Origin of the sequence: Achromobacter sp. HZ01 (assembly GCF_003267925.1) — a bacterium.
GTDB lineage: Bacteria > Pseudomonadota > Gammaproteobacteria > Burkholderiales > Burkholderiaceae_B > Achromobacter > Achromobacter pulmonis_A.
In genome coordinates this window covers 87490-110876 of sequence record NZ_LWKV01000007.1, presented here as the reverse complement: position 1 = coordinate 110876, position 23387 = coordinate 87490, and the positions used below count along the sequence as shown (strand labels likewise).

At 66.0% G+C, this 23387-nt stretch carries 20 protein-coding genes and 1 tRNA gene; 5 read left to right on the top strand and 16 right to left on the bottom strand.

Annotated features, from left to right (window positions below; genetic code table 11):
• Positions 1-121 precede the first annotated feature (121 nt).
• The 3 genes from A6B37_RS25255 (at position 122) to A6B37_RS25245 (ending at position 2947) form a co-directional block, all read left to right on the top strand.
• A complete protein-coding gene (locus A6B37_RS25255; RefSeq protein ID WP_111827253.1) occupies positions 122-1057 on the top strand; it encodes a 4-hydroxy-tetrahydrodipicolinate synthase in 936 nt (311 codons plus the stop codon).
• 25 nt (positions 1058-1082) lie between these two features.
• Complete coding sequence (locus tag A6B37_RS25250) at positions 1083-1862, top strand: SDR family oxidoreductase (RefSeq protein ID WP_111827252.1); 780 nt, start codon at positions 1083-1085, stop codon at positions 1860-1862.
• A gap of 89 nt (positions 1863-1951) precedes the next feature.
• On the top strand, positions 1952-2947 hold the full coding sequence (locus A6B37_RS25245) for a tripartite tricarboxylate transporter substrate binding protein (RefSeq protein WP_111827251.1): 996 nt from the start codon (positions 1952-1954) through the stop codon (positions 2945-2947).
• Between the two features lie 59 nt (positions 2948-3006).
• Here the strand turns inward: A6B37_RS25245 and A6B37_RS25240 are convergent, their stop codons facing one another.
• A complete protein-coding gene (locus A6B37_RS25240) occupies positions 3007-5328 on the bottom strand; it encodes a molybdopterin-dependent oxidoreductase (RefSeq protein ID WP_111827250.1) in 2322 nt (773 codons plus the stop codon).
• A gap of 448 nt (positions 5329-5776) precedes the next feature.
• Between A6B37_RS25240 and A6B37_RS25235 the strand changes: the two genes are divergently transcribed.
• Both A6B37_RS25235 and A6B37_RS25230 read left to right on the top strand, forming a co-directional pair.
• The gene (locus tag A6B37_RS25235) at positions 5777-6031 is read left to right on the top strand and encodes a type II toxin-antitoxin system RelE/ParE family toxin (protein ID WP_111827249.1); all 255 of its coding nucleotides are present in this window, start codon (positions 5777-5779) and stop codon (positions 6029-6031) included.
• Complete coding sequence (locus A6B37_RS25230) at positions 6015-6341, top strand: helix-turn-helix transcriptional regulator (protein ID WP_111827248.1); 327 nt, start codon at positions 6015-6017, stop codon at positions 6339-6341. The genes A6B37_RS25235 and A6B37_RS25230 overlap by 17 nt, the downstream gene beginning before the upstream one ends.
• A gap of 63 nt (positions 6342-6404) precedes the next feature.
• Here the strand turns inward: A6B37_RS25230 and A6B37_RS25225 are convergent.
• The 15 genes from A6B37_RS25225 to A6B37_RS25155 form a co-directional block, all read right to left on the bottom strand.
• A tRNA-Ile gene (locus A6B37_RS25225) sits at positions 6405-6483 on the bottom strand.
• Positions 6484-6493: 10 nt separating this feature from the next.
• Positions 6494-8761, bottom strand: coding sequence for an RNA polymerase sigma factor RpoD (rpoD, locus tag A6B37_RS25220; protein WP_111827247.1), 2268 nt, complete (start codon positions 8759-8761; stop codon positions 6494-6496).
• A 599-nt stretch (positions 8762-9360) separates the two neighbouring features.
• Positions 9361-11418 (bottom strand): DNA primase, encoded by a 2058-nt coding sequence (dnaG, locus tag A6B37_RS25215; RefSeq protein WP_111827246.1) that lies wholly within the window; start codon positions 11416-11418, stop codon positions 9361-9363.
• 19 nt (positions 11419-11437) lie between these two features.
• Positions 11438-11650 (bottom strand): 30S ribosomal protein S21, encoded by a 213-nt coding sequence (rpsU, locus tag A6B37_RS25210; RefSeq protein ID WP_006218592.1) that lies wholly within the window; start codon positions 11648-11650, stop codon positions 11438-11440.
• A 273-nt stretch (positions 11651-11923) separates the two neighbouring features.
• Positions 11924-12466, bottom strand: coding sequence for a phosphoribosyltransferase family protein (locus A6B37_RS25205; RefSeq protein WP_111827245.1), 543 nt, complete (start codon positions 12464-12466; stop codon positions 11924-11926).
• A gap of 94 nt (positions 12467-12560) precedes the next feature.
• Entirely contained in the window at positions 12561-13856 is a 1296-nt protein-coding gene (locus tag A6B37_RS25200) for an adenylosuccinate synthase (RefSeq protein ID WP_168202332.1), read from the bottom strand.
• Between the two features lie 76 nt (positions 13857-13932).
• Complete coding sequence (locus tag A6B37_RS25195) at positions 13933-15090, bottom strand: ATP phosphoribosyltransferase regulatory subunit (RefSeq protein ID WP_102771721.1); 1158 nt, start codon at positions 15088-15090, stop codon at positions 13933-13935.
• 260 nt (positions 15091-15350) lie between these two features.
• Positions 15351-16253, bottom strand: coding sequence for a protease modulator HflC (hflC, locus tag A6B37_RS25190; protein WP_102771724.1), 903 nt, complete (start codon positions 16251-16253; stop codon positions 15351-15353).
• Between the two features lie 18 nt (positions 16254-16271).
• Complete coding sequence (gene hflK / locus A6B37_RS25185; protein WP_111827244.1) at positions 16272-17573, bottom strand: FtsH protease activity modulator HflK; 1302 nt, start codon at positions 17571-17573, stop codon at positions 16272-16274.
• A complete protein-coding gene (gene hflX / locus A6B37_RS25180) occupies positions 17539-18645 on the bottom strand; it encodes a GTPase HflX (protein WP_102771726.1) in 1107 nt (368 codons plus the stop codon). The genes hflK and hflX overlap by 35 nt, the downstream gene beginning before the upstream one ends.
• A gap of 84 nt (positions 18646-18729) precedes the next feature.
• Positions 18730-18966, bottom strand: coding sequence for an RNA chaperone Hfq (hfq, locus tag A6B37_RS25175; protein ID WP_006218585.1), 237 nt, complete (start codon positions 18964-18966; stop codon positions 18730-18732).
• A gap of 164 nt (positions 18967-19130) precedes the next feature.
• Complete coding sequence (gene hisC / locus A6B37_RS25170) at positions 19131-20204, bottom strand: histidinol-phosphate transaminase (RefSeq protein WP_111827243.1); 1074 nt, start codon at positions 20202-20204, stop codon at positions 19131-19133.
• A gap of 3 nt (positions 20205-20207) precedes the next feature.
• Positions 20208-21560, bottom strand: coding sequence for a ribosome biogenesis GTPase Der (der, locus tag A6B37_RS25165; protein WP_102771728.1), 1353 nt, complete (start codon positions 21558-21560; stop codon positions 20208-20210).
• Positions 21561-21582: 22 nt separating this feature from the next.
• Complete coding sequence (gene bamB, locus A6B37_RS25160) at positions 21583-22740, bottom strand: outer membrane protein assembly factor BamB (RefSeq protein WP_111827242.1); 1158 nt, start codon at positions 22738-22740, stop codon at positions 21583-21585.
• A 5-nt stretch (positions 22741-22745) separates the two neighbouring features.
• On the bottom strand, positions 22746-23384 hold the full coding sequence (locus A6B37_RS25155) for a tetratricopeptide repeat protein (protein ID WP_102771730.1): 639 nt from the start codon (positions 23382-23384) through the stop codon (positions 22746-22748).
• Positions 23385-23387: the final 3 nt, after the last annotated feature.

The following is a 23387-nucleotide window of genomic DNA, read 5'->3' as shown; positions in this document are numbered from 1 at the left end:
AAAGTTTTCACCAGCCGTCCCCATAGACTTCATTACATCCCCGGCGGTCGCCCCCTCCCACACACAGGCCGCCTGCCCGGCTTGATCCATCACCGCCACACCGTCACCCGAGGATATGGAAATGAGCAAAATGAAGATCGAAGGGTCGTTCGTCGCCCTGATTACCCCGTTCAACAAGGACGGCAGCCCCGACTACCCCGCCTTTCGCGAACTGCTGAAGTTCCAGGAAGACAACGGCACCAGCGCCGTGCTCATCATGGGCTCGACCGGCGAAGTCTCCATGCTGTCGCAGCAGGAGCGCCAGGAGATCATCGTCGAGACCGCCAAGATGAAGACCGGCAAGATGAAGCTCTTCTACGGCTGCACCGGCAACAACACCGAGGCGACCAAGGACTATCTGCGCTTCGCCCGGGCCAACGGGGCCGACGGCGCCATCCTGGCCGCGCCCGCCTACATCTGCGCCTCGGAAGCGGACATCGAAAGCTACTTCCTCGAAGTGGCCGACGCCACCGACCTGCCGCTGGGCATCTACAACAACCCGCCGCGCGTCAAGAGCGACCTGCACTGGGACCAGCTGCTGCGCATCTTCAAGCACCCCAACTACGTCGTGCACAAGGAATCCACGACCCGTGTGGGCCAGGTGGCGCAGGTGCTGCGCGGCGCGCCCGACGTGTCGGTGATGTGCTGCGACTCGCCCAACCTGGGCCTGGTCGTGCCGACCATGAGCCTGGGCGGCCACGGCACGGCCAACATGACCGGCAACATCGCGCCGGCCGAGCTGGCCAGGATTTCGCGGCCCTGGACCAAGCCCGAAGTCAGCACCAGCTTCCGCGAGGCCTATCTGGACAACCTGCAACTGCTGCACTACTCGTACTCGGCCATCAATCCCGTGGCCATCAAGTCGCTGATGAAGGCCGTCGGCCTGCCGGCCGGCGAACTGCGCAAGCCGCTGCGCGGCCTGGAAGGCGAGCCGCTGCTCAAGGGCCTGCGCGTCGTCAAGGAGCTGGGATTGCACGAAAAGTACGGCTGGAACTCGCCGGAACTGAAGGCCGCCTGACCGGGCGACACCAGGAGCCACAGCAATGGATTTGGGGATTCGAGGCCGCCACGCGCTAGTCTTCGGCGGCAGCAGGGGAATGGGCCGCGCCTGCGCCCAGCAGTTGGCCAGCGAAGGCGTCAACGTGACCATCGCCGCGCGCACGGAAAGCACGCTGGCCCAGGCGGCGCGCGAGATCGCGCAGGCCACCGGAACCCCGGTCCGATTCGCGGTCGCCGACCTCACCACGGATGCCGGACGGGAGGCGGCGCTCTCGGCCTGCCCCGCGCCCGACATCCTGGTGAACAACGCGGACGGCGCGCCGCCCGGCGACTTCCGCCTGTGGACCCAGGACGACTGGCGCAAGGCCCTGGATTCCATGGCGCTCGGTCCGATCGACATGATCCGGCGCGTGGTGGACGGGATGATGCAACGGCGCTACGGCCGCATCGTCAACATCGTCTCGCGCAGCGTCAAGACGCCGCAGCTGGAGCTGGGCCTGTCCAACGGCGCGCGCTCCTGCCTGGTGGGCTTCGTCGCGGGCCTGGCGCGGCAGACGGTGCGCTACAACGTCACCATCAACAATCTGCTGCCCGGCGTATTCGCCACCGACGCCCAGCGGCATCACATCGAAGGCATGCTGGAGCCGGGCGGCAAGACCTTCGACCAGCTCTGGGCCGAACGCGGATCGAACAACCCGGCCGGACGCTACGGTGAACCGGAAGAAATGGGCGCGCTGTGCGCGTATATCTGCGCCGCCCAGTCCGGCTACATCTGCGGCCAGAACATCCTCATAGACGGCGGCGCTTATCCGGGCACCTACTGACCGCCGCTGGCCCGCCCCGGGGTTCCGTGCTTATCAATTTCAGCGAGACCGCTATGCGTAAACCCTCTTTCCGTACACGCCGAAGCTGCATGAAAGGCATTGCGATGGCCGTCAGCGGCCTGGCGCTGCTGGGCTCGGCGCAGGCCCAGGCCCAGGCCCAGGCGAACGCCGACGCCGCCTATCCCAACCGGCCGGTCACCATCGTGGTGCCCCACCCGCCCGGCGGCTCCGTCGACAGCCTGGCCCGCATGTTCGCCGTCAAGCTCGGCGAGGAACTGAAGCAGTCGGTCATCATCGACAACCGCGCCGGCGCGTCCGGCATGGTGGGCGCGGGCGTGGTCGCGCGCTCGACCCCGGACGGCTACACGCTGTACCTGAACGCCTCGATCCACAACATCAATCCGCTGCTCTACAAGAAGAAGATGGCCTTCGACGCGGTGAAGGATTTCACCCCCATCAGCGGACTGGCCCAGGGCGCCTTGATATTCAGCGTGAACAACAACGTGCCGGCCAGGACCGTGCAGGAATTCGTCAAGGTCCTGAAGGCCGATCCCGGCAAATACAGCTTCGCGACCACCGGCTTCGGCTCCGCCGGCCACCTCGCCATCGCGCAGTTCGCGTATGAGGCCGGCCTGTCCAGCCTGGACATCCCCATCGTGCTGTACCGCGGCGGCGGCCCGGCCCTGACCGACCTGATCGGCGGCCAGGTGCACGGGCTCATCGACCCCATGCTGTCTTCGCTGCCCATGGTCAAGACCGACAAGATACGCGCTCTGGCGGTCACCGGCGCCAAGCGCAGCCCGCTGCTGCCGGACGTGCCGACCATGCAGGAAGCGGGCCTGAAGAATTTCGAGTTCTATTCCTGGTACGGCCTGTGGGCGCCGGCCAAACTGCCGGACGCGATCCAGAAGAAGCTGGACGCCGCCACGCAGAAGGTCATGACCTCGGCCAGCATGAAAGAACAGCTCAGCGGCCTGGGATTCGAAAGCGCGTACCGCAACGGCGCGGACTTCGCGCAGTACATCCAGGCGGAGACGGCGCGCTACAGCACCATCATCGAACAGGCGCACATCACCGCGGAATAAAGCGCGCTCAAGCGGGCCGAAGGGCAGCGTGCGAACGCTGCCCTTGTTGTTTCGGCCATTCAGGCGCGGCCGCCATCTAGCCTGTCGATGGCCGGCAGCGCCAGCGCGCGAACCGCCGGCGCGGCCTCATGCCAGCGCGCCACTTCCACCAGCGCGGACTGGGCGCTGCTGCCCTGCGTCAGCCGCGACGTGCCCGCGTCCATCGTCAGCACGTTGGGATTGCCGTGCAGCTCCAGCTCCTTGCCGGCAGGATCGAACCACGCGCCCGTGGGCAGGGCCACCACGCCGGGCTTGAGATCGGCATCGATGAGCGCGACCGCCAGACATGCGCCGCGCTCGTTGTAGACCTTGACCAGGTCATGCTGGCCTATGCCCCGGCTGGCGGCGTCCGCCGGCGAGATGCGCAGGGCTTCGCGGCCCTGGATCTTGAGCTCCACCGATGCGCGGCCCCCGTCCATCTGCGAATGCAGCTTGCCCGCCGGCTGCGGCGTCAGCAGATGCAGCGGCCAGCGGGCGGCCGCGGAAGCGCCCAGCCATTCCGCCGGCGCCAGCCACGCGGGATGCGGCGGGCAATCCGCATAGCCGAAGCCGGCGATCTTCTCCGAATACAGTTCGATGCGGCCGGACGGCGTGCGCAGCGGATTGGCCTGGGGATCGCGCCGGAATTCCTCGAACAGCACGAAGGGCCGGGCAGGCTCGGGAATCTCCGCATAACTCCGGCGCCAGAACGCCTCGAACCCGGGCGCGGCGTGGCCGCGGTCGCGCCATTCCTGCGCCATGGATTCATAGATGTGCCGCACCCACGCCATCTCGTCGCGGCCTTCGGTGAAGGCCTGCTCATATCCGCCCAGCGCGGCCAGTTCCCTGTAGATATCGAAATCGTTGCGGCTCGATCCCACCGGCGCCAGCGCCTGGTGCATGGCGAACACGTAGCGGTCGCGCGTCGAGCCGCCGATGTCGTTTCTCTCCAGCGTGGTCGTGGCCGGCAGCACGATGTCCGAACGGCGCGCCATCGGCGTCCACCAGATCTCGTGCGCCACGATGGTCTGCGGCCGGCGCCATGCCCGTTCGAGGCGATTGAGGTCCTGCTGGTGATGGAACGGATTGCCGCCCGCCCAGTACACCATCCTGATATCCGGATAGACGCTCTCGCGCCCGTTGAATTCGTAGGCCTGGCCCGGCTGCAGCAGCATGTCGGTGAAGCGCGCCACCGGTATCGCCGAGCCGGTTGGATTGCGCCCCGAACCCATCGCCGGCCCGGCCAGCTCCATGCGCGGATTGCCCACCCCGTTCATGGAGGCATGGCCGAAGGCGAAGCCGCCGCCCGGCAGCCCCACATGCCCCAGCGCGGCGGCCAGCGCCACGCATGCCCAATACGGCTGCTCGCCATGATGGGCGCGCTGCAGCGACCATGCGCAGGTCAGCAGCGAGCGCGTCTGGCGCGCCTGGCGCGCCAGTTCGCGGATCGTGGCGGCAGGCACGTCGCAGATCGCCTGCGCCCACTCCGGCGTCTTGGGCGTGCCGTCGGCCTCGCCCATGAGGTAATCGCGCAAGGCCGCATACCCCACGCAATGGGTCTGCAGGAAAGCCTCGTCCTGGATGCCGTCGGCGATCAGCGCCTGCATCATCGCCAGCATCAAGGCCGTATCCGTGTTGGGCCGTATCGGAATCCAGCGCGCCTGCGAACCGGGCGGCACGTCGCCGCGGGTCGGGCTGATGACCACGAACTCCACGCCCGCCGCCCTGGCCCGCGCGATCTGCCCGCCCGCCGGATGGTCCCCCGCCCCGCCCGAGGTGATCTGGGTATTGCGCAATGGCATGCCGCCGAAGGCGATCAGCAGGCGCGTGTGCCCGGCCACGCTGTTCCAGTCCGTCACGCGGCCGGTCACCGGCGTGTAGCTGCCTATCACGTGCGGCAGCAGAAACTGCGCCGTGCCCCAGCTGTAGTTTCCGGCCTGGTTGGTGCAGCCGCCGCCGGCGTTCAGGAACCGGTGCGTCTGGGTGCGCGCGTGATGCAGCCGGCCGGCCGAAGACCAGCCGTACGAGCCGCCGAAAATCGCCTCGCTGCCGTGCTCGGCGCGCACTCGCTGGAGTTCCGAATGCACCAGCGCCAGCGCCTCGTCCCAGCCGACCTCGACATAGCCGTCGCGTCCGCGTTCGCCGCCGTCGGACAGGTGCCGGTCGCGCAGCCAGCCCTTGCGCACCGCCGGACGATCCACGCGCAGCGGCGAATGCACCATGGCGGGCATGGACCGCAGAATGCCCGAAGGCGCGCTGTCGCGCTCGAAGGGCTCGCACGCGATCAGGCGGCCGCCTTCGACGACCGCGGTATAGGCGCCCCAGTGGGAGAGCGAGGGATAGCGGCGGATCTGTTCAGTCATGATTCGACCAGGTTGTAGCCCCGGGGTCCGCGCAGCCGCGAAAACCGGGCCGCGTGGGGATATCGGTTATTCATCCATGCTATCAAGGCGGGCGGTGAATTTTTTTCCCATTCGCCAGGCGGGCCGGCGGAACATAGAAATAAATTTCTCTGTGGCAGACCGTACTCGGGAACGAAATTTACATTGCAAACCGGTAGGCGCATCAGGCTGCCGCCGAGTGTGATCGGCGCTGAAACCGCCGTGGACGGCAGCCGCGCTGCCCGATATGTCGGGTCCCGCAGTTGCGTGTAGCCCCAATTGTGGACGCACCTGCCATTAGCCAAGATTGCGGCGGCACTGGGACGCCGGTGTCGTCCGACACAGGCCGCATCCCAGGCAGCAGGATTCTCGACCTCCAAAAACTTCTATTTCCATAGAAAACTTATTTTTTTCTTATAATGGTTTATCGATGAATTCGATTCACTGGACCCTGAAAGCGGCCAGGCAATTGCGCAAGCTGGGTCGTCAACAACAAGCAACGATTCGAGATGGCGTGGAGACGCTGAAGGCAATGCCGGCGTGCCGGAACGTCAGGACCTTGACGACTCATCTGTACGGCTACCGCCTGCGCGTTGGAAACTACCGCGTGATGTTCAATTGGGACGGGGCAATCAGGATCGTCGAAATCCAGGAAGTGAGAAAACGCGATGAACGTACCTACTAACATCCAGATCATCAACGGCCCTGACGGACAGCCCGCCTACGTTGTCATTCCGTACGCAGAGTACGTGGCCTCTCGCAACTCGGAAAAGGATCTGATTCCCCACGAAGTGATCTGCCGTACCGTGGAGGGCGCCACGCCGGTGCGCGCCTGGCGCGAACACCTGGGCCTGACCCAGGACGACATGGCCGGGCGGTTGGGCATCAGCCAGTCCGCCTATGCCCAGCAGGAGAACAGCAACCGGCTGCGCAAGAGCAGCCGCGAAAGAATCGCAGCGGCGCTGCGCATCGAGGCCGCGCAGCTGGACTTCTGACGCCGAAAAAGAAACAGCCGCCATTGCTGGCGGCTGTAGGCACCTGATTTCTCAGGATTTCTTTGGTAGCCCCCCCGAGAGTCGAACTCGGCACCAACGGATTATGAGTCCGCTGCTCTAACCAGGCATGAGCTAGAGGGCCAAAAAAATGTTTACTGCCCTTCCAGGAAGCTCTTCAGCTTGTCGGCCCGGCTGGGGTGACGCAGTTTGCGCAGCGCCTTCGCCTCTATTTGGCGGATGCGTTCGCGCGTGACGTCGAATTGCTTGCCCACTTCTTCCAGGGTCTGGTCGGTGCTCATTTCGATGCCGAAACGCATGCGCAGGACCTTGGCTTCACGCGGGGTGAGAGAGTCTAGCACTTCCTTGACCACATCGCGCATCGAACCGTGCAAAGCCGCATCCGAAGGCGCCAGCGTGGAGGTGTCTTCGATGAAATCGCCCAGGTGCGAGTCGTCGTCGTCGCCGATGGGCGTTTCCATGGAGATCGGCTCCTTGGCGATCTTCAGGATCTTGCGGATCTTGTCCTCGGGCATGTCCATCTTCTGCGCCAGGGTCGCGGGATCCGGCTCGGCGCCGGTTTCCTGCAGGATCTGGCGGCTGATCCGGTTCATCTTGTTGATCGTTTCGATCATGTGGACCGGGATGCGGATGGTGCGCGCCTGGTCGGCGATGGAGCGCGTGATGGCCTGGCGGATCCACCAGGTCGCGTAGGTCGAGAACTTGTAGCCGCGGCGGTACTCGAACTTGTCCACGGCCTTCATCAGGCCGATGTTGCCTTCCTGGATCAGGTCCAAGAACTGCAGGCCGCGGTTCGTGTACTTCTTGGCGATGGAGATCACCAGGCGCAGGTTGGCCTCGGTCATTTCGCGCTTGGCCTTGCGGGCCTTGGCTTCGCCGGTGGCCATGCGCTTGTTGACGTCCTTCAGGTCCTTCAGCGGCAGCACGACGCGCGTCTGCAGGTCGATGAGCTTCTGCTGCAGTTCCTGCACGGCCGGAATCTGGCGCTCCAGCGTTTCGGCGTACGGATGGCCGGCGGCCACTTCGTCGACGACCCACTGCAAGTTGGTTTCGTTGCCGGGGAAGACCTTGATGAAGTGCGTGCGCGGCATGCCGGCACGGTCCACACACGTGTGCAGGACCGCGCGCTCGAGCTGGCGCACTTCCTCGACTTGCTGGCGCAGCGTGTCGGCGAGCTTCTCGACCATCTTGGCGGTGAAGCGGATGCCCATCAGTTCGTTCTGGATGGACTCCTGGGCGCGCACGTAGACGTCGGACTTGTAGCCGTCCTTTTCGTAGGACTGGCGCATTTTCTCGAACTGCCTGGCGACCTCGTCGAACTTGGCCAGCGCCTTGACGCGCAGGTCTTCCAGCTGCTTGCTGGACATGCCGCCGGCCGGACCGTCGTCGCTTTCGTCTTCGTCGGCGGTGACGCCGGCGCCGGCGTATTCCTCGCCGTCTTCCGGATCGACCAGGCCGTCGACCACTTCGTCGATCTGGGCCTGGCCTTCGCGCACGCGCAGGATGTGGGCCAGGATCTCGTTGATCGTGGTCGGGCAGGCCGAGATGGCCATGACCATGTGCTTCAGGCCGTCTTCGATGCGCTTGGCGATTTCGATTTCGCCTTCGCGGGTCAGCAGTTCCACCGAGCCCATTTCACGCATGTACATGCGGACCGGGTCCGTGGTGCGGCCGAAATCGGAGTCCACCGTGGTCAGCGCGGCTTCGGCTTCGTCTTCGACGTCATCGTCGTTGGACGCGACCGGCGCGTTCTCGCTCATCAGCAGGGTTTCGGCGTCGGGGGCCTGGTCGTAGACCGCGATGCCCATGTCGCTGAAGGTGCTGATGATGCCGTCGATCGCCTCGGCGTCGACCAGGTCGTCGGGCAGGTGATCGTTGATTTCGCCATAGGTCAGGTAGCCGCGGTCCTTGCCCAGCTTGATGAGCTGCTTGAGGCGGTTGCGGCGGGCTTCGTACTCTTCGGGGCTGACGGGGCCGCGGGCGATCAGGTCCTTGGGATCGGCCTTGCCGCGCTTGCCGCCGCGCTTGGGCGGCTTCAGGTCGGGCAGGACTTCGCCTTCGCCGTCCATCGGATCGTCGAAACCGTCGGAATCGTTGTTGGCGTTCTTGGCCGGGCGGCCCGGGCGGCGGCCGCTGGGCGCCGGACGCGCGCTGCTCACCAGGTCGGCCAGCTTGTCTTCGGCCTTCTTGGCGCGGGCCTTGGTCACCTTCTCGGGCTTGTCGGCGCCGCCAGCAGTCTTGGCCGCCTTCTTGGCGGCCGTCTTGGCAGCGGGTTTGGCGACCTTCACCGCCGTCTTGGCGGGCGCTTTTTCCGCCGCCATGCTTACCGTACGCTTGGCCGTCTTGGCCTCGGTGTCGGCCGCATTCATTGCAGAGGAGGATTTGCCGGTGGTTTTGGTCATAGTCGCTTCCGTGGTCGTCGCAACCCGATTGGGCATGTTGCACCGCATTAGCCGTCCTGGACGGCTGTCCAGCGCGGCGGCACTACGGGTAAATCTGGTGAATCGGCCGAGAACCCTGCGGCTGCGTTGTTCGCAGCGCCAGCTCTTGCGAGCCCGCCTTGCGCCGTGCGGTGCAATACCGTCGGGGCGCTCTGGCGTGCCTGGCCTCATTCATCGGCGGGTTCCGGGCGCCGGGGGGACTGTCTGCCTATAAATAGGCGTTGCTTGCTTATCGGGCCCTTGCCCCAAGCAGCTGAGTAGACACAGCACCCAAACCACTAACGCTACGCGGAACTCACCGCCGCTGAACTGCCTGATCCACCGCTATATTAATTAACTATGTAACGAATTTGACGCGCGTGCCCGTCTTTTCATGCCGGCCCTGCGTCAAACCCCTACACTGATTAGATTCCGGCAAGCGCAATAGATTCCGTCTGCCGAATCATGAAACATTCTCTGGGTCACATTTCCTGTGTCACATTCCCTGTGTCACAACCTCTTTTCCGCCATCAGCCCTCGGCTGCGTTCCCGGCGGCGGAAAACCCTTGATTTTAGCGCATTTAGCGTAGGCCGGCACCCTTCAGTACGGTCATGCGGCTGGAAAGTTCCAGATAGCGCTTGCGCGCCTCTTCCGTCCCCAGACCGGCGGCCGCCAGCTTGGCCATTTCGGCCCGGGCGGAGTCGAACTCGATGCGGCGCAGCGCGTCGTCCCATTCGGTCTGCGGGTCCGGCAGGTCTTCCTGGGAAAGGATGTCCGCCCGCAGGCCCTTGAGCACCGTGGCCAGGTCCGAATCGGGCTCCGCGGCCTCCAGCAGCGCGCCGACGTGGCGGGCGCCGCTGGATTGCGCCAGCATGATCAGGTCTCTTACAAGACCTAGATGGGGGCCGTGGTCGATGACTTCAAGCTGCTGGTCACCCATGGAGTCCACCAGTTCGGGGTGGGCCAGCAGCAGGCTCAGCAGGCGCTTGGCCAGCGAAGGCATGGTGCGGCGTCCCTCGAAGCCGCCGACGTCATCGTCGCGCCGGCCCTTCCAGCCCTTGCCGCCCTTCCAGTCGCTCTTGCCTTTCCAATCGCCCTTGCCTTTCCAGTCGCGTTTGCCCTGCCACTGCTGCCGGCCGCCCGGCGCGCCGCCGGCGGCGGATTCTCCGTCCGGAGACGGAAAATGGCCGTAGTCCGCATAATCGGACTCTTCGGCAGGAATGTCGTGGAAATCGTGGCCGCCGAAGTCGTAGCCCGGGTCCGGCGGCCCGCCGTCCTGGCCCTGCCCCTGGCCGGTCGGCTGCGCGCCTTCGGCCGCCCGGGGACCGGGCGCGAAAGGCTTGGCCGGCTGCTGCGCCAGCACTTGCGCCATTTCCTCGGGCGTGAGCTGCACCAGCTTGGCCATCTCGCGCTCGATCTGCACGCGCAGCGCGCATTCCGGGATGGCGGCCAGCAGAGGCTTGGCTTCGTGCAGGCAGCTTGCCCGCCCTTCGGCCTCGTCCATGTTGTGGCGCGAGGCGAGTTCGTCGAGCAGGAAGCGCGACAGCGCGACCGCGTCTCCCAGGCAGGCGCGGAAGGCTTCGGCACCCAGTTCGCGCACGTACGAATCGGGGTCGTGCTCGGACGGCAGGAACAGGAAACGGATCGCGATGTCGTCGCGCAGCACCGGCAGGCAGGCCTGCAGCGCACGCCAGGCGGCGCGCCGCCCGGCGCCGTCGCCGTCGAAACTGAAGATCACCTTGTCGCTGGCGCGCAGCAGCTTCTTGACGTGGTCCGGCGTGGTGGCCGTGCCCAGCGTGGCCACCGCGTTGGCGATGCCCTGCTGCGCCAGGCCGACGACGTCCATGTAGCCCTCGACCACGATCACCTGCCCTTCCTGGCGGATGGCCTGGCGCGCCTCCCACAGCCCGTAGAGCTCCAGGCCCTTCGAGAACAGCGGGGTTTCCGGCGAGTTCAGGTACTTGGGCTCGCCCTTGCCGATGATGCGGCCGCCGAAGCCGATCAGGCTGCCGCGCGCGTTGCGGATCGGGAACATGATGCGTTCCCGGAACCGGTCGTAGCGGCGGCCGTCCTCGGACTCGATGACCAGGCCCGATTCCACCAGGACCGGATCTTCGTAGCTGGGAAACACATGCGACAGGCCGTGGCGGTCCGTGCCGGACCAGCCCAGGCCGAAATGCGCCGCGATTTCGCCGGTCAGGCCGCGCTGCTTCAGGTAGCGGATCGCCGCGGGCGAGGCCCGCAACTGCTTGAGGTAATGCGCCTGGGCGGCGTCGAGCACCTGCGTGTGGCGGGATTCCTCGGCCTTGCGGCGCGCGGATTCCTGCTGCTGGCGGGGGCTGCGGTTTTCTTCGGGGACCGTCATTCCCACCGAGCCGGCGAGCGTGCGCACGGCCTCGGGGAAACTGGCGCCCGTGTGCTCCATCAGGAAGGTGATGGCGCTGCCGTGCGCGCCGCAACCGAAGCAGTGATAGAACTGCTTGGTGGGGCTGACGGTGAACGACGGGCTTTTTTCGTTATGAAAGGGGCACAGGCCAAGCAAGTTGGCCCCACCCTTTCTCAACTGCACGTATCGCCCGACTATGTCGACGACGTCGACTCGGGCGAGCAAATCCTGGATGAATGACTCTGGAATCAATAGATTCGGGAATCAAAAATCAATACAGGCGCGGGGGCAGTTGTTGGCTACGGATGCGCTTGTAGTGGCGCTTCACGGCGGCGGCGTGCTTGCGCTTGCGCTCGGCCGTGGGCTTCTCATAGAACTCGCGCGAACGCAGCTCGGTGAGCAAACCGGTCTTTTCGATGGTGCGCTTGAAGCGACGCAGAGCGGCTTCAAACGGTTCGTTTTCCTTCAGTCGAACGATAGGCATAAAGTAATTGGCCTGCTTGTAGGGTAACAAAAGTTGATGACAAACCTGGCTTGCTTACCAGCAAACCCGCAGCATATCCGCAGTAAATCCTGCTACCAGGAGTATTTCTGCTGGCTGTTTCCGCTGGCTGTTTCCGTTACCCAAAGACTACCCAAAGAGTAACAAGCCAAGTTCGGTTTAGCGATAACCAGCGATTCTAGCATGGTCATGCCTGGTTTGACTACAGGCAGCGGCGATCCGAAGCCTGACGCCCCACCCGGCATGGCGGTGCGCTCAACTTTGCGAACCCTTCCGGATCCAGGCTTCGAGCTGGTGCGGACGCAGGCTGTCGTAATCTTCGAAGGGCTGGTGGATCCAGGGATTGGTGGGGAGCTTGTCGACGTAGTAGTCGGGCGTGGCCAGGGAATGCCCCTTCCACCACAGCACGGCGCTGCGCAATTCGGTGATGTCGGGGAACTGGGCCTTGAGGTGATCGTAGACCTTGGTGAAAGTCTTGCCGGTATCGACCATGTCGTCCACCAGCAACACCCGCCCGGACAGCGTGCCGCGCGTGATGGTGATGAACTGGGCGATATCCATGTCGCCCTGCTTGGTGCCGGCGGCTTCGCGGTAGCTGCTGGTGGCCAGGATGCCCAGCGGTACGTCGAAAATACGGGACATAACATCGCCGACGCGCACTCCGCCGCGCGCCAGGCAAAGAATCTTGTCGAACTCCCAACCCGATTGATGCACCTGCAAGGACAGGCGTTCGATCAGCCGGTTGTAGTGGTCCCACGTCACCCACAGATGGCTGTCATCATTGGTCGGCGTGTTCATAGGCAAGCATCTCCTGCTTAATAAATACGAAAAGGCCGCCGCCGGTGTGAGACCGGCGGCGGCCTTGCGAATAATAACCCGAAATAACGCGCTGTCAGCCCTTGAGCGGATGACGCAGCACAATGGTTTCGTTGCGGTCGGGACCGGTGGACACCAGGTCGATGGGCACGCCGCAGACTTCGGCCACGCGCTCCAGGTAGCGGCGGGCCGCCTGGGGCAGCTTGTCGTACTCGGTGATGCCGACGGTGGATTCGCTCCAGCCGGGCAGCTCTTCCAGCACGGGCTGGGCCTGGGCGACCGCGTGCGCGCCATAGGGCAGCACGTCGCGGAATTCGCCGTTGACGCGGTAGCCGACGCCCAGCTGGATGGTCTCGAGGCCGTCGAGCACGTCCAGCTTGGTGATGCACAGGCCGGAAATGCCGTTCAGGCGTACCGAGCGCTTGAGCGCGGCGCCGTCGAACCAGCCGCAGCGGCGCGGACGGCCCGTGACCGAACCGAATTCCTTGCCGATGGTGGCCAGGCGCGTGCCGATCTCGTCGACCAGTTCCGTGGGGAACGGACCCGAACCGACGCGAGTCGTGTAGGCCTTGGTGATGCCCAGGACGTAGTCGAGCTGCTGCGGGCCGACGCCGGCGCCGGCCGAGGCCGCGCCCGCGATGCAGTTGCTGCTGGTGACGAACGGATAGGTGCCGTGGTCGACGTCCAGCAGCGCGCCCTGCGCGCCTTCGAACAGCAGGCGCTGGCCGGCCTGCTGCATGGCGTACAGGTTGCTGGAGACGTCCTTGACCATCGGGGCGATGGCCGGCGCCAGCGCCATGGCCTGGTCGCGCACTTCGTTGGCGGAAACCGCCTCGGCGCCCAGGTACTTGGTCAGCACGAAGTTGTGGTAATCCAGCACTTCGGCGAGCTTCTCGTCGAACAGCTCGGGGTTGAACAGGTCCTGCACGCGGATGGCGCGGCGGGCGACCTTGTCTTCGTAGGCGGGGCCGATGCCGCGGCCGGTCGTGCCGATCTTGCCCTCGCCCTTGCGCGCTTCGCGCGCCTTGTCGATGGCAACGTGGTACGGCAGGATCAGCGGGCAGATTTCGGAAATCTGCAGGCGCGAACGGACGTCCAGGCCGGCGGCTTCAAGCTCTTCGATTTCCTTGAGCAGGGCTTCGGGCGACAGCACGACGCCGTTGCCGATGAAGCAGGTGACGCCGGGGTGCATGATGCCCGACGGGATCAGGCGCAGAATCGTCTTCTTGCCGTTGATCCACAGCGTATGGCCGGCATTGTGACCGCCTTGGAAGCGGACCACGCCCTGGACGGATTCCGCCAGCCAGTCGACGATTTTGCCCTTGCCCTCGTCACCCCACTGGGTGCCGATTACGACTACGTTCTTGCTCATGTTACGAATCAATATCGAGTTTCTCGGGAAATCCGGAAATCTCCCCGCGGCCCTCCCGTTGCCGGGAGGGAGTTAGTCACAGCGTTCTGACCGTCCAGGCGCCATCCTGCAGCGCCAGCTCGCGATCGCAAACGAATTCGTCCTGATCCTGCTCGTGACCGGGCAATACCTGAACGACGATTTCCCCCGACCGGCGCAGGCGGCGCACCGCCTCGGTCAGGGCGGGGGCTTGCCCCCAGGGCGCGCGTACCGCACGCGCCCGTTCCGCCGGCGCCAAACCCGCCGCCAGCTTGCGTAAATCGAGGCTGAAGCCCGTGGCCGGACGCGCGCGGCCGAAGGCGCGGCTCACGTCGTCGTAGCGGCCGCCGCTGACCAGCGCGTCGCGCCAGCCTTCGGCATAGAGCGCGAACTTCACGCCGGAATGGTAGCCATAGCCGCCCACGTCGGCCAGGTCGACGCCGAACGCGACGTCGGGCATGGCGTCCACCACGACCTGCAGCGCATCCAGCGCGGCGGCCACGCCGGGCAGCAAGGGCAGTTCGCGACGGGCCTGCTTCAGCACTTCGGGGCCGCCATACAGATTGGGCAGCAGCTTCAGGGCCTGCAGCGTCTCGTGGCGCAGGCCCGGCGCGCGCGCCGACAGCTCGACCAGGCCGGGCACGTCTTTTTCGCGCATCAGCAGGATGACTTCCTGCGACAGCGCGGCCAGGGCCGGGTCTGATTCGAGGATGGCGCGCAGCACGCCGGGATGGCAGAGGTCCAGCCGGGGATTGCGCACGCCGGCGATCGCGACGGTTTCCAGCACCAGCTGGATGATTTCGAGGTCCGCCTCGAAACCGGCATGGCCGTAGATTTCGGCGCCGATCTGCAGCAGCTCGCGGCTGGCCAGCAGGTCGGCCGGACGGGCATGCAGCACGTTGCCGCAGTAGCACAGGCGGGTGACGCCGGCGCGGTTGAGCAAGTGCGCGTCGATGCGCGTGACCTGCGGGGTCATGTCGGCGCGCACGCCCAGGGTGCGGCCGGACAGCTGATCGACCAGCTTGCAGGTGCGCAGGTCCAGATCGCTGCCGGTGCCGGACAGCAATGAATCGATGTATTCGACCAGGGGCGGCGCGACCAGCTCGAAACCGTACGTGCGGTACAGATCGAGAAGTTCGCGGCGCAGTTCCTCGATGCGCCGGGCCTCGGCCGGAAGGACATCGGCGAGGCTCTCGGGCAGCAGCCAGTTACCCATGAATGTTTACCTGAATAACGCCAAGTGATGCGTGGGCGTCGCCCAAACGAAAAGCGGCTGAGGGGCGTAAGCCCGCTCAGCCGCTGCGGAATGTTTTCTAGCTTACGCGGTATTGTACATGGTTCGGCGGCCAGCGCCAGCCGGAACTTCCCGGGCGCGGATCGGCCGCGCAAAGCCGTCCCCATTATGCCGGCAGGCCCGCAAACGAAAAGCCCCTTGGGAATCCAAGGGGCTTTAGCGATGGCGCTAGCGGTTTCGCATCACTTGGCCGGCACGGTGACCGGAGCCAGGGCGGCGCCCGACGGGTCCTTCATGAACTGGAAGAAGCTGGAGCTGGGGTCGACCACCAGCACGTCGCCCGGCTTCGAGAACGAAGCGCGGTAGGCTTCCAGGCTCTTGTAGTACGTGTAGAACTGCGGGTTCTTGCCGTAGGCCTGCGCGTAGATCGACGCCGCGGCGGCATCGCCCTCGCCCATGATGCCCTGGGCCTTGGCGTAGGCCTGGGCCACGATCACTTCGCGCTGGCGGTCGGCTTCGGCGCGGATCTTCTCGCCTTCGGCGGCGCCGATGGAGCGCAGCTCGTTGGCCACGCGGGTACGCTCGGCCTCCATGCGGCGATACACCGATTCCGAGATCTCGGGCGCGAACTCGATGCGGCGCAGGCGCACGTCGACGATCTGCACGCCCAGTGGTTCGGCGCGCTTGGCCACGTTGGTCAGGATCTCGGCCATGATCTTGTCGCGTTCGGTCGAGACCACGTCGCGCACCGTGCGCACGTTGACCGAGGCGTTGAGCGCGTCGCGGATCAGCGCCTGCAGGCGCTCCTGGGCCACGCGTTCATTGCCGCCCGTCGAGACGTAGTACTGGCGGGGATCGAGGATGCGCCACTTGACGTAGGAATCGATCAGCAGGTTCTTCTTTTCGGAAGTCTGGATGCGTTCGGCTTCGTTGGTTTCGATGGTCAGAATGCGCTTGTCGAGGGTCACGACATTCTGGAACGGCGGCGGGGCCTTGAAGTACAGGCCGGGTTCGTTGATGGTCTTGCGCACTTCACCCAGCGAGAACACCAGGGCGTAGTCGCGCTCGCGCACGACGAAGACGCAGGAAGAAAGGGCGGCCAGCACGATGAGCAGGCCGACCAGGACAGGCATGAGACGTTGCATGATCAGGACTCCTCCGGGTTAGCGCGACGTACGGTCGCGGGGCAGCGCGTTGCTGGTGCTGCTGCCGGAAGACGGGGCCTGCGGCACGGCGCTGCCGCGCAGCGGCGGCTGGGCCGGCTGGCTGGACAAGCCCGACGAACCGGCGCTGCCGGCGGCGGACTTGCTGGCGTCCTGGGCCGCCAGATGCATGATCTTGTCCAAGGGCAGGTACAGCATGTTGTTGTTGCTCTTGGTGTCGACCATGACCTTGCTGGCGCGGGTGAAGATCTCCTGCATGCTGTCGAGGTACATGCGCTGGCGCATGACCGCCGGGGCCTTTTCGTATTCGCCGAGGATGCTGGTGAAGCGCGAGGTATTACCCTGGGCGTCGCCGACGACCTTGGCCTTGTAGCCCTCGGCCTGCTCCAGCATGCGCGAGGCCTGGCCGCTGGCCAGCGGCACGACCTGGTTGGCGTAGGCCTGGCCTTCGTTGATCTGGCGCTCGCGGTCCTGGCCCGCCTTGACGGCGTCGTCGAACGCGGCCTGCACCTGCTCGGGCGGCTGCACGTTCTGGATGGCGACGGTGCTGACCTGCACGCCGGTCTGGTAGCGGTCGAGGATCTGCTGCATCAGCGCCTGCACCTGCGAAGCGACCGTGGTGCGGCCTTCGTACAGCACGAAGTCCATGGTCTGCTTGCCCACGACTTCGCGCATGGCCGTTTCCGAGGCCTGGCGCACCGATTCGTCGGGGTCGCGGGTCATGAAGAGGTAGTCGGGCGCGCCGTCGGCGCGCAGGCGGTACTGGACGACGAACTGCATGTCGACGATGTTCTCGTCCGTCGTGAGCATCAGCGCTTCGGGCAGGACCTTGTTGCGCGCGCCGCCGCGGAAACCGACTTCGAAGGTGCGCAGCTGCGAGACGTTGACCATCTCGTGGCTCTGGATGGGATACGGCAGGCGCCACTGGAAGCCGGCTTGCGACGTGCTCTTGTATTTGCCGAACTGGGTCACGACCGCGACCTGGCCTTCCTGCACGATGTAGAAGCCGCTGGCCAGCCAGATGCCGGCCGCCACCAGGGCGACCACGCCCAGGCCGATGCGCGCGCCGCGCGGCGAAGGCGGCGTCATGCCGCCCCGGTTGCCCGGACGGTTGTTGCCGCCGCCACCCTTGCGCCCGAACAGCGATCCGATGCGATTATTGAAATCGCGCCAGACCTCGTCGAGATCGGGAGGGCCGTCTCCATTGCCTTGCGGCCGCTTGGGCGGCGGCTCGGAGCCGTTGTTGTTCCCACGACCCCAGCCGGGGTCATTCAGATTGAAGAGTTTGATAATTCGCGGCATTGTTTCCCACAATCTGTCCGATCTCCGCAATTGCCCCGCGCAACGCGTCCAGACCGGCGCGCTCGGTGGCGCTTACAAATACTCGCGCAATCGTACCATGTGCATCGCGCTCCACCCGGGGTTCCAGTCCTGCCCGGTCGATCTTGTTGTATACGAGAATGGTGGGAATGGCCGCGGCGCCGATTTCCGCCAGGACCTTGTTGACCTCGAAGATCTGCTCGTCGCGCTGCGGACTGGCGGCGTCGACCACGTGCAGCAGCAGGTCGGCATGCACGGTTTCCTCCAGGGTGGCGCGGAAGGCCGCGATCAGGCCGTGCGGCAGGTCGCGGATGAAGCCGACCGTGTCCGACACCACGACCGAGCCCGCCCCTTCTATCCAGATCCGGCGCGTGGTGGTGTCCAGCGTGGCGAAGAGCTGGTCGGCCGCGTAGCTGTCGGCGCGGGTCAGCGCATTGAAGAGCGTGGACTTGCCGGCGTTGGTATAGCCGACCAGCGACACCGACAGCGCGCCGCCGCGGGCGCGCGCGCGGCGCTGGGTCACGCGCTGGCGCTCGACCTTGTCCAGCCGCTCGCGCAGCACCTTGACCTTGGCGCCGATCATGCGCCGGTCCATTTCGAGCTGCGATTCGCCCGGTCCGCGCATGCCGATGCCGCCGCGCTGGCGCTCCAGGTGGGACCACATGCGGGTCAGGCGCGTGGCCAGATGCTGGAGCTGGGCCAGTTCGACCTGCAGCTTGCCTTCGTGGCTCTTGGCGCGCAGCGCGAAGATGTCCAGGATCAGCGCGACGCGGTCCACCACCCGCAGATTGAAGGCGCGCTCCAGGTTGCGCTGCTGGGCCGGCGACAGGGGCTGGTCGAACAGGACGATATCGGCCAGCAGCGCCTTGGCCATCGCGACGCCCTCATCGGCCTTGCCCGAACCGATGAAGTACTTGGCGTCGGGCCGGTCGCGACGCGCGGTCAGGGTGCCGACGATTTCCGCGCCGGCGCCCTTGGCCAGCATGGCGAATTCCTCGGCATGGGCGGTGAAGTCCGGATCTCCCAGATCCACGCTGATGATCAAAGCGCGCATACATGCAACCTATTGGAGCCAAAGCGAAAATGCCCGCCGACGTCGACCGTCCGGCGGGCAAAAAAAGGTACAGCTGGAGCGAGATTACTCAGCAGGGACTTCCACCTGAAAGTTGACGGCGCGCGCGGGGACGACCGTGGAGATGGCGTGCTTGTAGACCATTTGCGTGACCGTATTGCGCAGCAGCACAACGTACTGGTCGAAGGATTCGATTTGCCCTTGAAGCTTGATGCCGTTCACCAGGTAGATCGACACGGGCACATGGTCCTTGCGCAGCGTGTTCAGGAACGGATCTTGCAGAGTTTGCCCTTTATTGCTCATTGGCCAGGCTCCATTTGTTTGTTATTGAATGATGGCGTACTTCTGTACTGGTGGGGTACGCCGAAACGCATACTCTACAGGGTTTTCCCGGCCCGTGCTACTTGGCCGGCATGCAAAAAGTGACACCAGAGTTTTCCGGCTGGAAGGCCCTGGGCGCCGCCTCTTCAACCCCGCAGAATCTCGGCCAACGCGCCCAGCAGCAGCCCGCATTCGGCCTCGGTGCCCACGCTGATGCGCAGGAACTGGTCGATGCGCGGCTGGCGGAAATGGCGCACGATGATGCTGCGTTCGCGCAGCGCGGCGGCCAGGCCGGCGGCGTCCCGCGACGGGTGCCGGGCGAACACGAAATTCGCCGAAGACGGCAGCACCTCGAAGCCCAGCGCCTGCAGGCCGGCGGTCATGCGCGACCGCGATTCGATCACGGCCTGCCGGGTGCGTTCAAAGTACTCCGTATCCTCCAGCGCCGCCACCGCGCCGGCCGAGGCCAGGCGGTCGATCGGATAGGAGTTGAAACTGTTTTTTACCCGCTCCAACCCTTCGATGAGCGCGGCGCCGCCCACCGCGAAGCCGACCCGCAGGCCGGCCAGCGAACGCGACTTGGACAGGGTCTGCACCACCAGCAGGTTGTCGTAGCGCGAGGTCAGCGCAATGACGGATTCGCCGCCGAAATCCACATAGGCCTCGTCCACCACCACCACGGCGTCGGGGTTGCCGGCCACGATGCGCTCGACCTCGGCGGCCGTCAGCGCGCGGCCGGTGGGCGCGTTGGGGTTGGGGAAGATGATGGCGCCCGCCGGGCCGCTGCGCGCCGGCAGGTAGTCCTCGACGTCGATGCGGAAGTCGGCGGTCAGCGGCACCGTTTCGTACTGGATGCCATACAGGCCGCAGTAGACCGGATAGAAGCTGTAGGTGATGTCGGGAAAGCGCAGCGGACGGTCATGCTTGAGCAGCGCCAGGAAGACATGCGCCAGCACTTCGTCGGAACCGTTGCCCACGAACACCTGGCCGGGCTGCACGCCGACGGTCGCGGCGATGGCCTGGCGCAGCCGGTCCGACGAGGGGTCCGGATACAGCTTGAGCGCATCGTCGCAGGCCGCGCGGATCGCATCGAGCACCTTGGGCGACGGGCCGTAGGGGTGCTCGTTGGTATTGAGCTTGACCAGGTTCTGAAGCTTGGGCTGCTCGCCCGGGACATACGGACTGAGCGTCCCGACCACGGGACTCCAGAAACGGCTCATGGATCAGCTTTCCTGCGTGTAGGGGTTGTGCGAGGACTTGAATTCGATGCGCAGCGGCGTGCCCGCCAGATCGAACGCGTTGCGGAAACGCGCTTCGAGGTAGCGGCGGTAGGAATCCGGCACGGCGTCCAGCGCGTTGCCGTGGATGACGACCAGCGGCGGGTTCTGCCCGCCCTGGTGCGCATAGCGCATCTTGGGACGGAAAATGCCCTTGCGGGGCGGCGGCTGCTGCTCGACGGCGGCCTGCAGTTCGCGGGTGAGCTTGGGCGTGGACAGCTTGGCGAAGGCCGCGGCGTGGGCCGCGTTGATGGACTTCAGCAGCGGCTTGACGCCCTGCCCGCGCAGCGCCGAAATGGTGTGCATGCGCGCGAACGACAGGAAGCGCAGCTTGCGCTGGAATTCGCGCTCGATGCGCTCCTTGGCCTCGCCGTCCAGGCCGTCCCATTTGTTGATCGCCACCACCACGGCGCGCCCGGTCTCCAGCACGAAGCCGGCGATGTGCGCGTCCTGCTCGGAGATCTCGGTCTGGGCGTCGAGCATCAGCAGCACGACGTTGCTGGCCTCGATGGCCTGCAGCGTCTTGATGACGGAGAACTTCTCGACCGCCTCGAACACCTTGCCGCGCTTGCGCAGGCCCGCGGTGTCGATCAGCGTGTAGCGGCGGCCGTCGCGCTCGAAGTCGATCTCGATGGCGTCGCGGGTGGTGCCGGGCATGTCGAACGCGATCACGCGCTCTTCGCCCATCAGGGTGTTGATGAGCGTGGACTTGCCCACGTTGGGGCGGCCCACGATGGCCAGCTTGATGCGGTGGTCGTGCTCGCCCTCTTCCTGCGCGGGTTCCTCGGCGGGCGGGCCGGCCAGGTCGGCCAGGGCCAGCTCGATCAGGTCGACGATGCCGTCGCCGTGCGCCGCCGAGATCGGATAGGGCTGACCCAGCCCGAGCTCGTGGAATTCGGAGACGGCGGCGCCGGCGCCCATGCCTTCGGCCTTGTTGACCGCCAGCAGCACGCGCTGCTGGCCGGATTTGCGCAGCAGCTGCGCGATCTCGTGGTCATGGGCGTTGATGCCGGCGCGGGCGTCGACCAGGAACACCACCACGTCGGCTTCGGCGATGGCCTGGCGCGTCTGGCGGGCCATCTCGAGCAGGATGCCGTCCTTGGCGACGGGTTCGAAGCCGCCCGTATCGATGACGATGAAGGGGGTATCGCCCACCCTGCCCTCGCCATAGTGGCGATCGCGGGTGAGGCCGGAATAATCGGCCACCAGCGCGGCGCGCGATCGCGTCAGGCGGTTGAAGAGGGTCGACTTGCCCACATTGGGGCGGCCGACCAGGGCGACGACAGGCTTGAAGGACACGGTGTAAGGCTTTTCTATAGGATTAGTTGGCGCCGATCAGGACGAGGTTGCCATTGCCCGTCTGGACCAGCACGCCTTGGGAGGTGGTTTGCGGCGGCGATACGATCGCGCCGCCGCCCACGGACAGGCGGGCCATCAGGCTGCCGTCGCTGCGCGACAGGAAATGCACGTAGCCGTCCAGGTCGCCGACGGCGAGCGCGCCGCCCAGCAGGGCCGGGGCGGTGAGCTGGCGGTTCTTCAGGGCGGCCTGCTTCCAGACGTTGCCGCCGTTGTCCAGCGCGAAGGCGTTGACCACGCTGTTCTGGTCCGGCACGTAGGCGAAGCGGTCGTCCAGCGTGAGGCCGCTGACGCTGGAGAAGTCCTTGGCCCACATGGGACGGCCGCCGGCGGTCACGTCGAAGCAGACGACGCGGCCCTGGTAGGCCACGCCGCAAAGCAGGTTGCCGGCGATGCGCGGCGCGCCGACCACGTCGGTCAGGCGTTCGAGGTCGCTGGCGCCGCGCGGCGTGGCGACGGTGCCTTCCCATTGCACGTTACCGCTGTTGGAGGCGATGGCCATCAGCTTGCCGCCGGGCAGGCCGGTGATGACCAGGCCTTCGGCCAGGACCATCTGCGACACGCTGCGCAGGGCCAGCGCCGGGCCGGGACGCTGCACGTTCCAGACGCGCTCGCCGCTGTTGGCGTCGAAGGCCTGGATGCGGTAGTCGCCGCTGCGCACCACGACGATGCCGTAACCCACCACCGGCGGGATGCTGACGTCGCTGGTGGCGCGGACCTTCCATTTGACCTTGCCGGTGTCGTCGAAGGCGATCACGTCGCCGTCGGGCGAGGCCACCGCGGTGGTGGTGCCGTCGCTGCCGGCGCCGGCCGACAGCTTGCCGTCGACGCTGGCCTTCCAGATGACCCGGCCGCTTTGCAGATCGAACTTGCCGACCGAGCCGTCCGGCGTGGCGGCGTAGATGGCGTCGCCCAGCACCGTGGGCGCGAAGCCCAGGCCGGACCCGCTGCCGATCGAGGCGGACCAGACCTGGCGCACGGACATGCCGGCCTTGTATTCGGTCAGGGGCGCGGGATCGTAGCGGCCGTCGTCATGGGAAAACATGCCGCAGCCGCCCAGGGCGAGCAGGCTTGCCAGCAAAACGGCGCCGCGCCACTTGCGGCCAGGTGCAAATTTACGCATTACAGTCACGCTCCGCTCAGGGCATCGAGTTTGAGTTGCACGACCTGGGTCAGGGGATTGCCCGCGCCCAGCCCGTCGATGGCGCTCTGCCACGCCGCGCGGGCCTCGTCGCGCTTGCCCTGCGCAGCGAGAATATCGCCGCGGCGGTCGGCGTACAAGGCGGCGAAGGCCGGCGGCGGATTATTGAGCTGCGCCAGCGCGCCATCGTACTGTTTCTGGTCCAGCATCATGCCGGCCAGGCGCAGGCGCGCCACGGCCTGCATGGACGGGTTCTTGCCCTGGGCGGCCAGCCATTCGAGCTGCTGGCGCGCGCCGGCGTCGTCCTTCAGGGCCTGCAAGGCCTGGGCCGCCACCAGCGCGCCGCGCGCGGCGTAGCCGGTGGCCGGATAGTCTTCGCGCAGGGTCGCGGCGGCCGTCTTGATGCGCACCGCCGAGTCGGCGCCGCCCAGCCGGGCCGCGTCTTCGAGCGCTTCGAAGTAGCCCATGGCCTGGTTGGCGCGGTGCGCCTGGTAGGCCTTCCAGCCCCACCAGCCGCCCCAGGCCAGCGCCACCGCCACGGCCAGCGAGACGACCAGCGTGCCGTAGCGGGCCCACCAGGCCTTGATCGCGTCGAGTTTTTCCTGTTCTTCCAGATCGTATGCCATGCA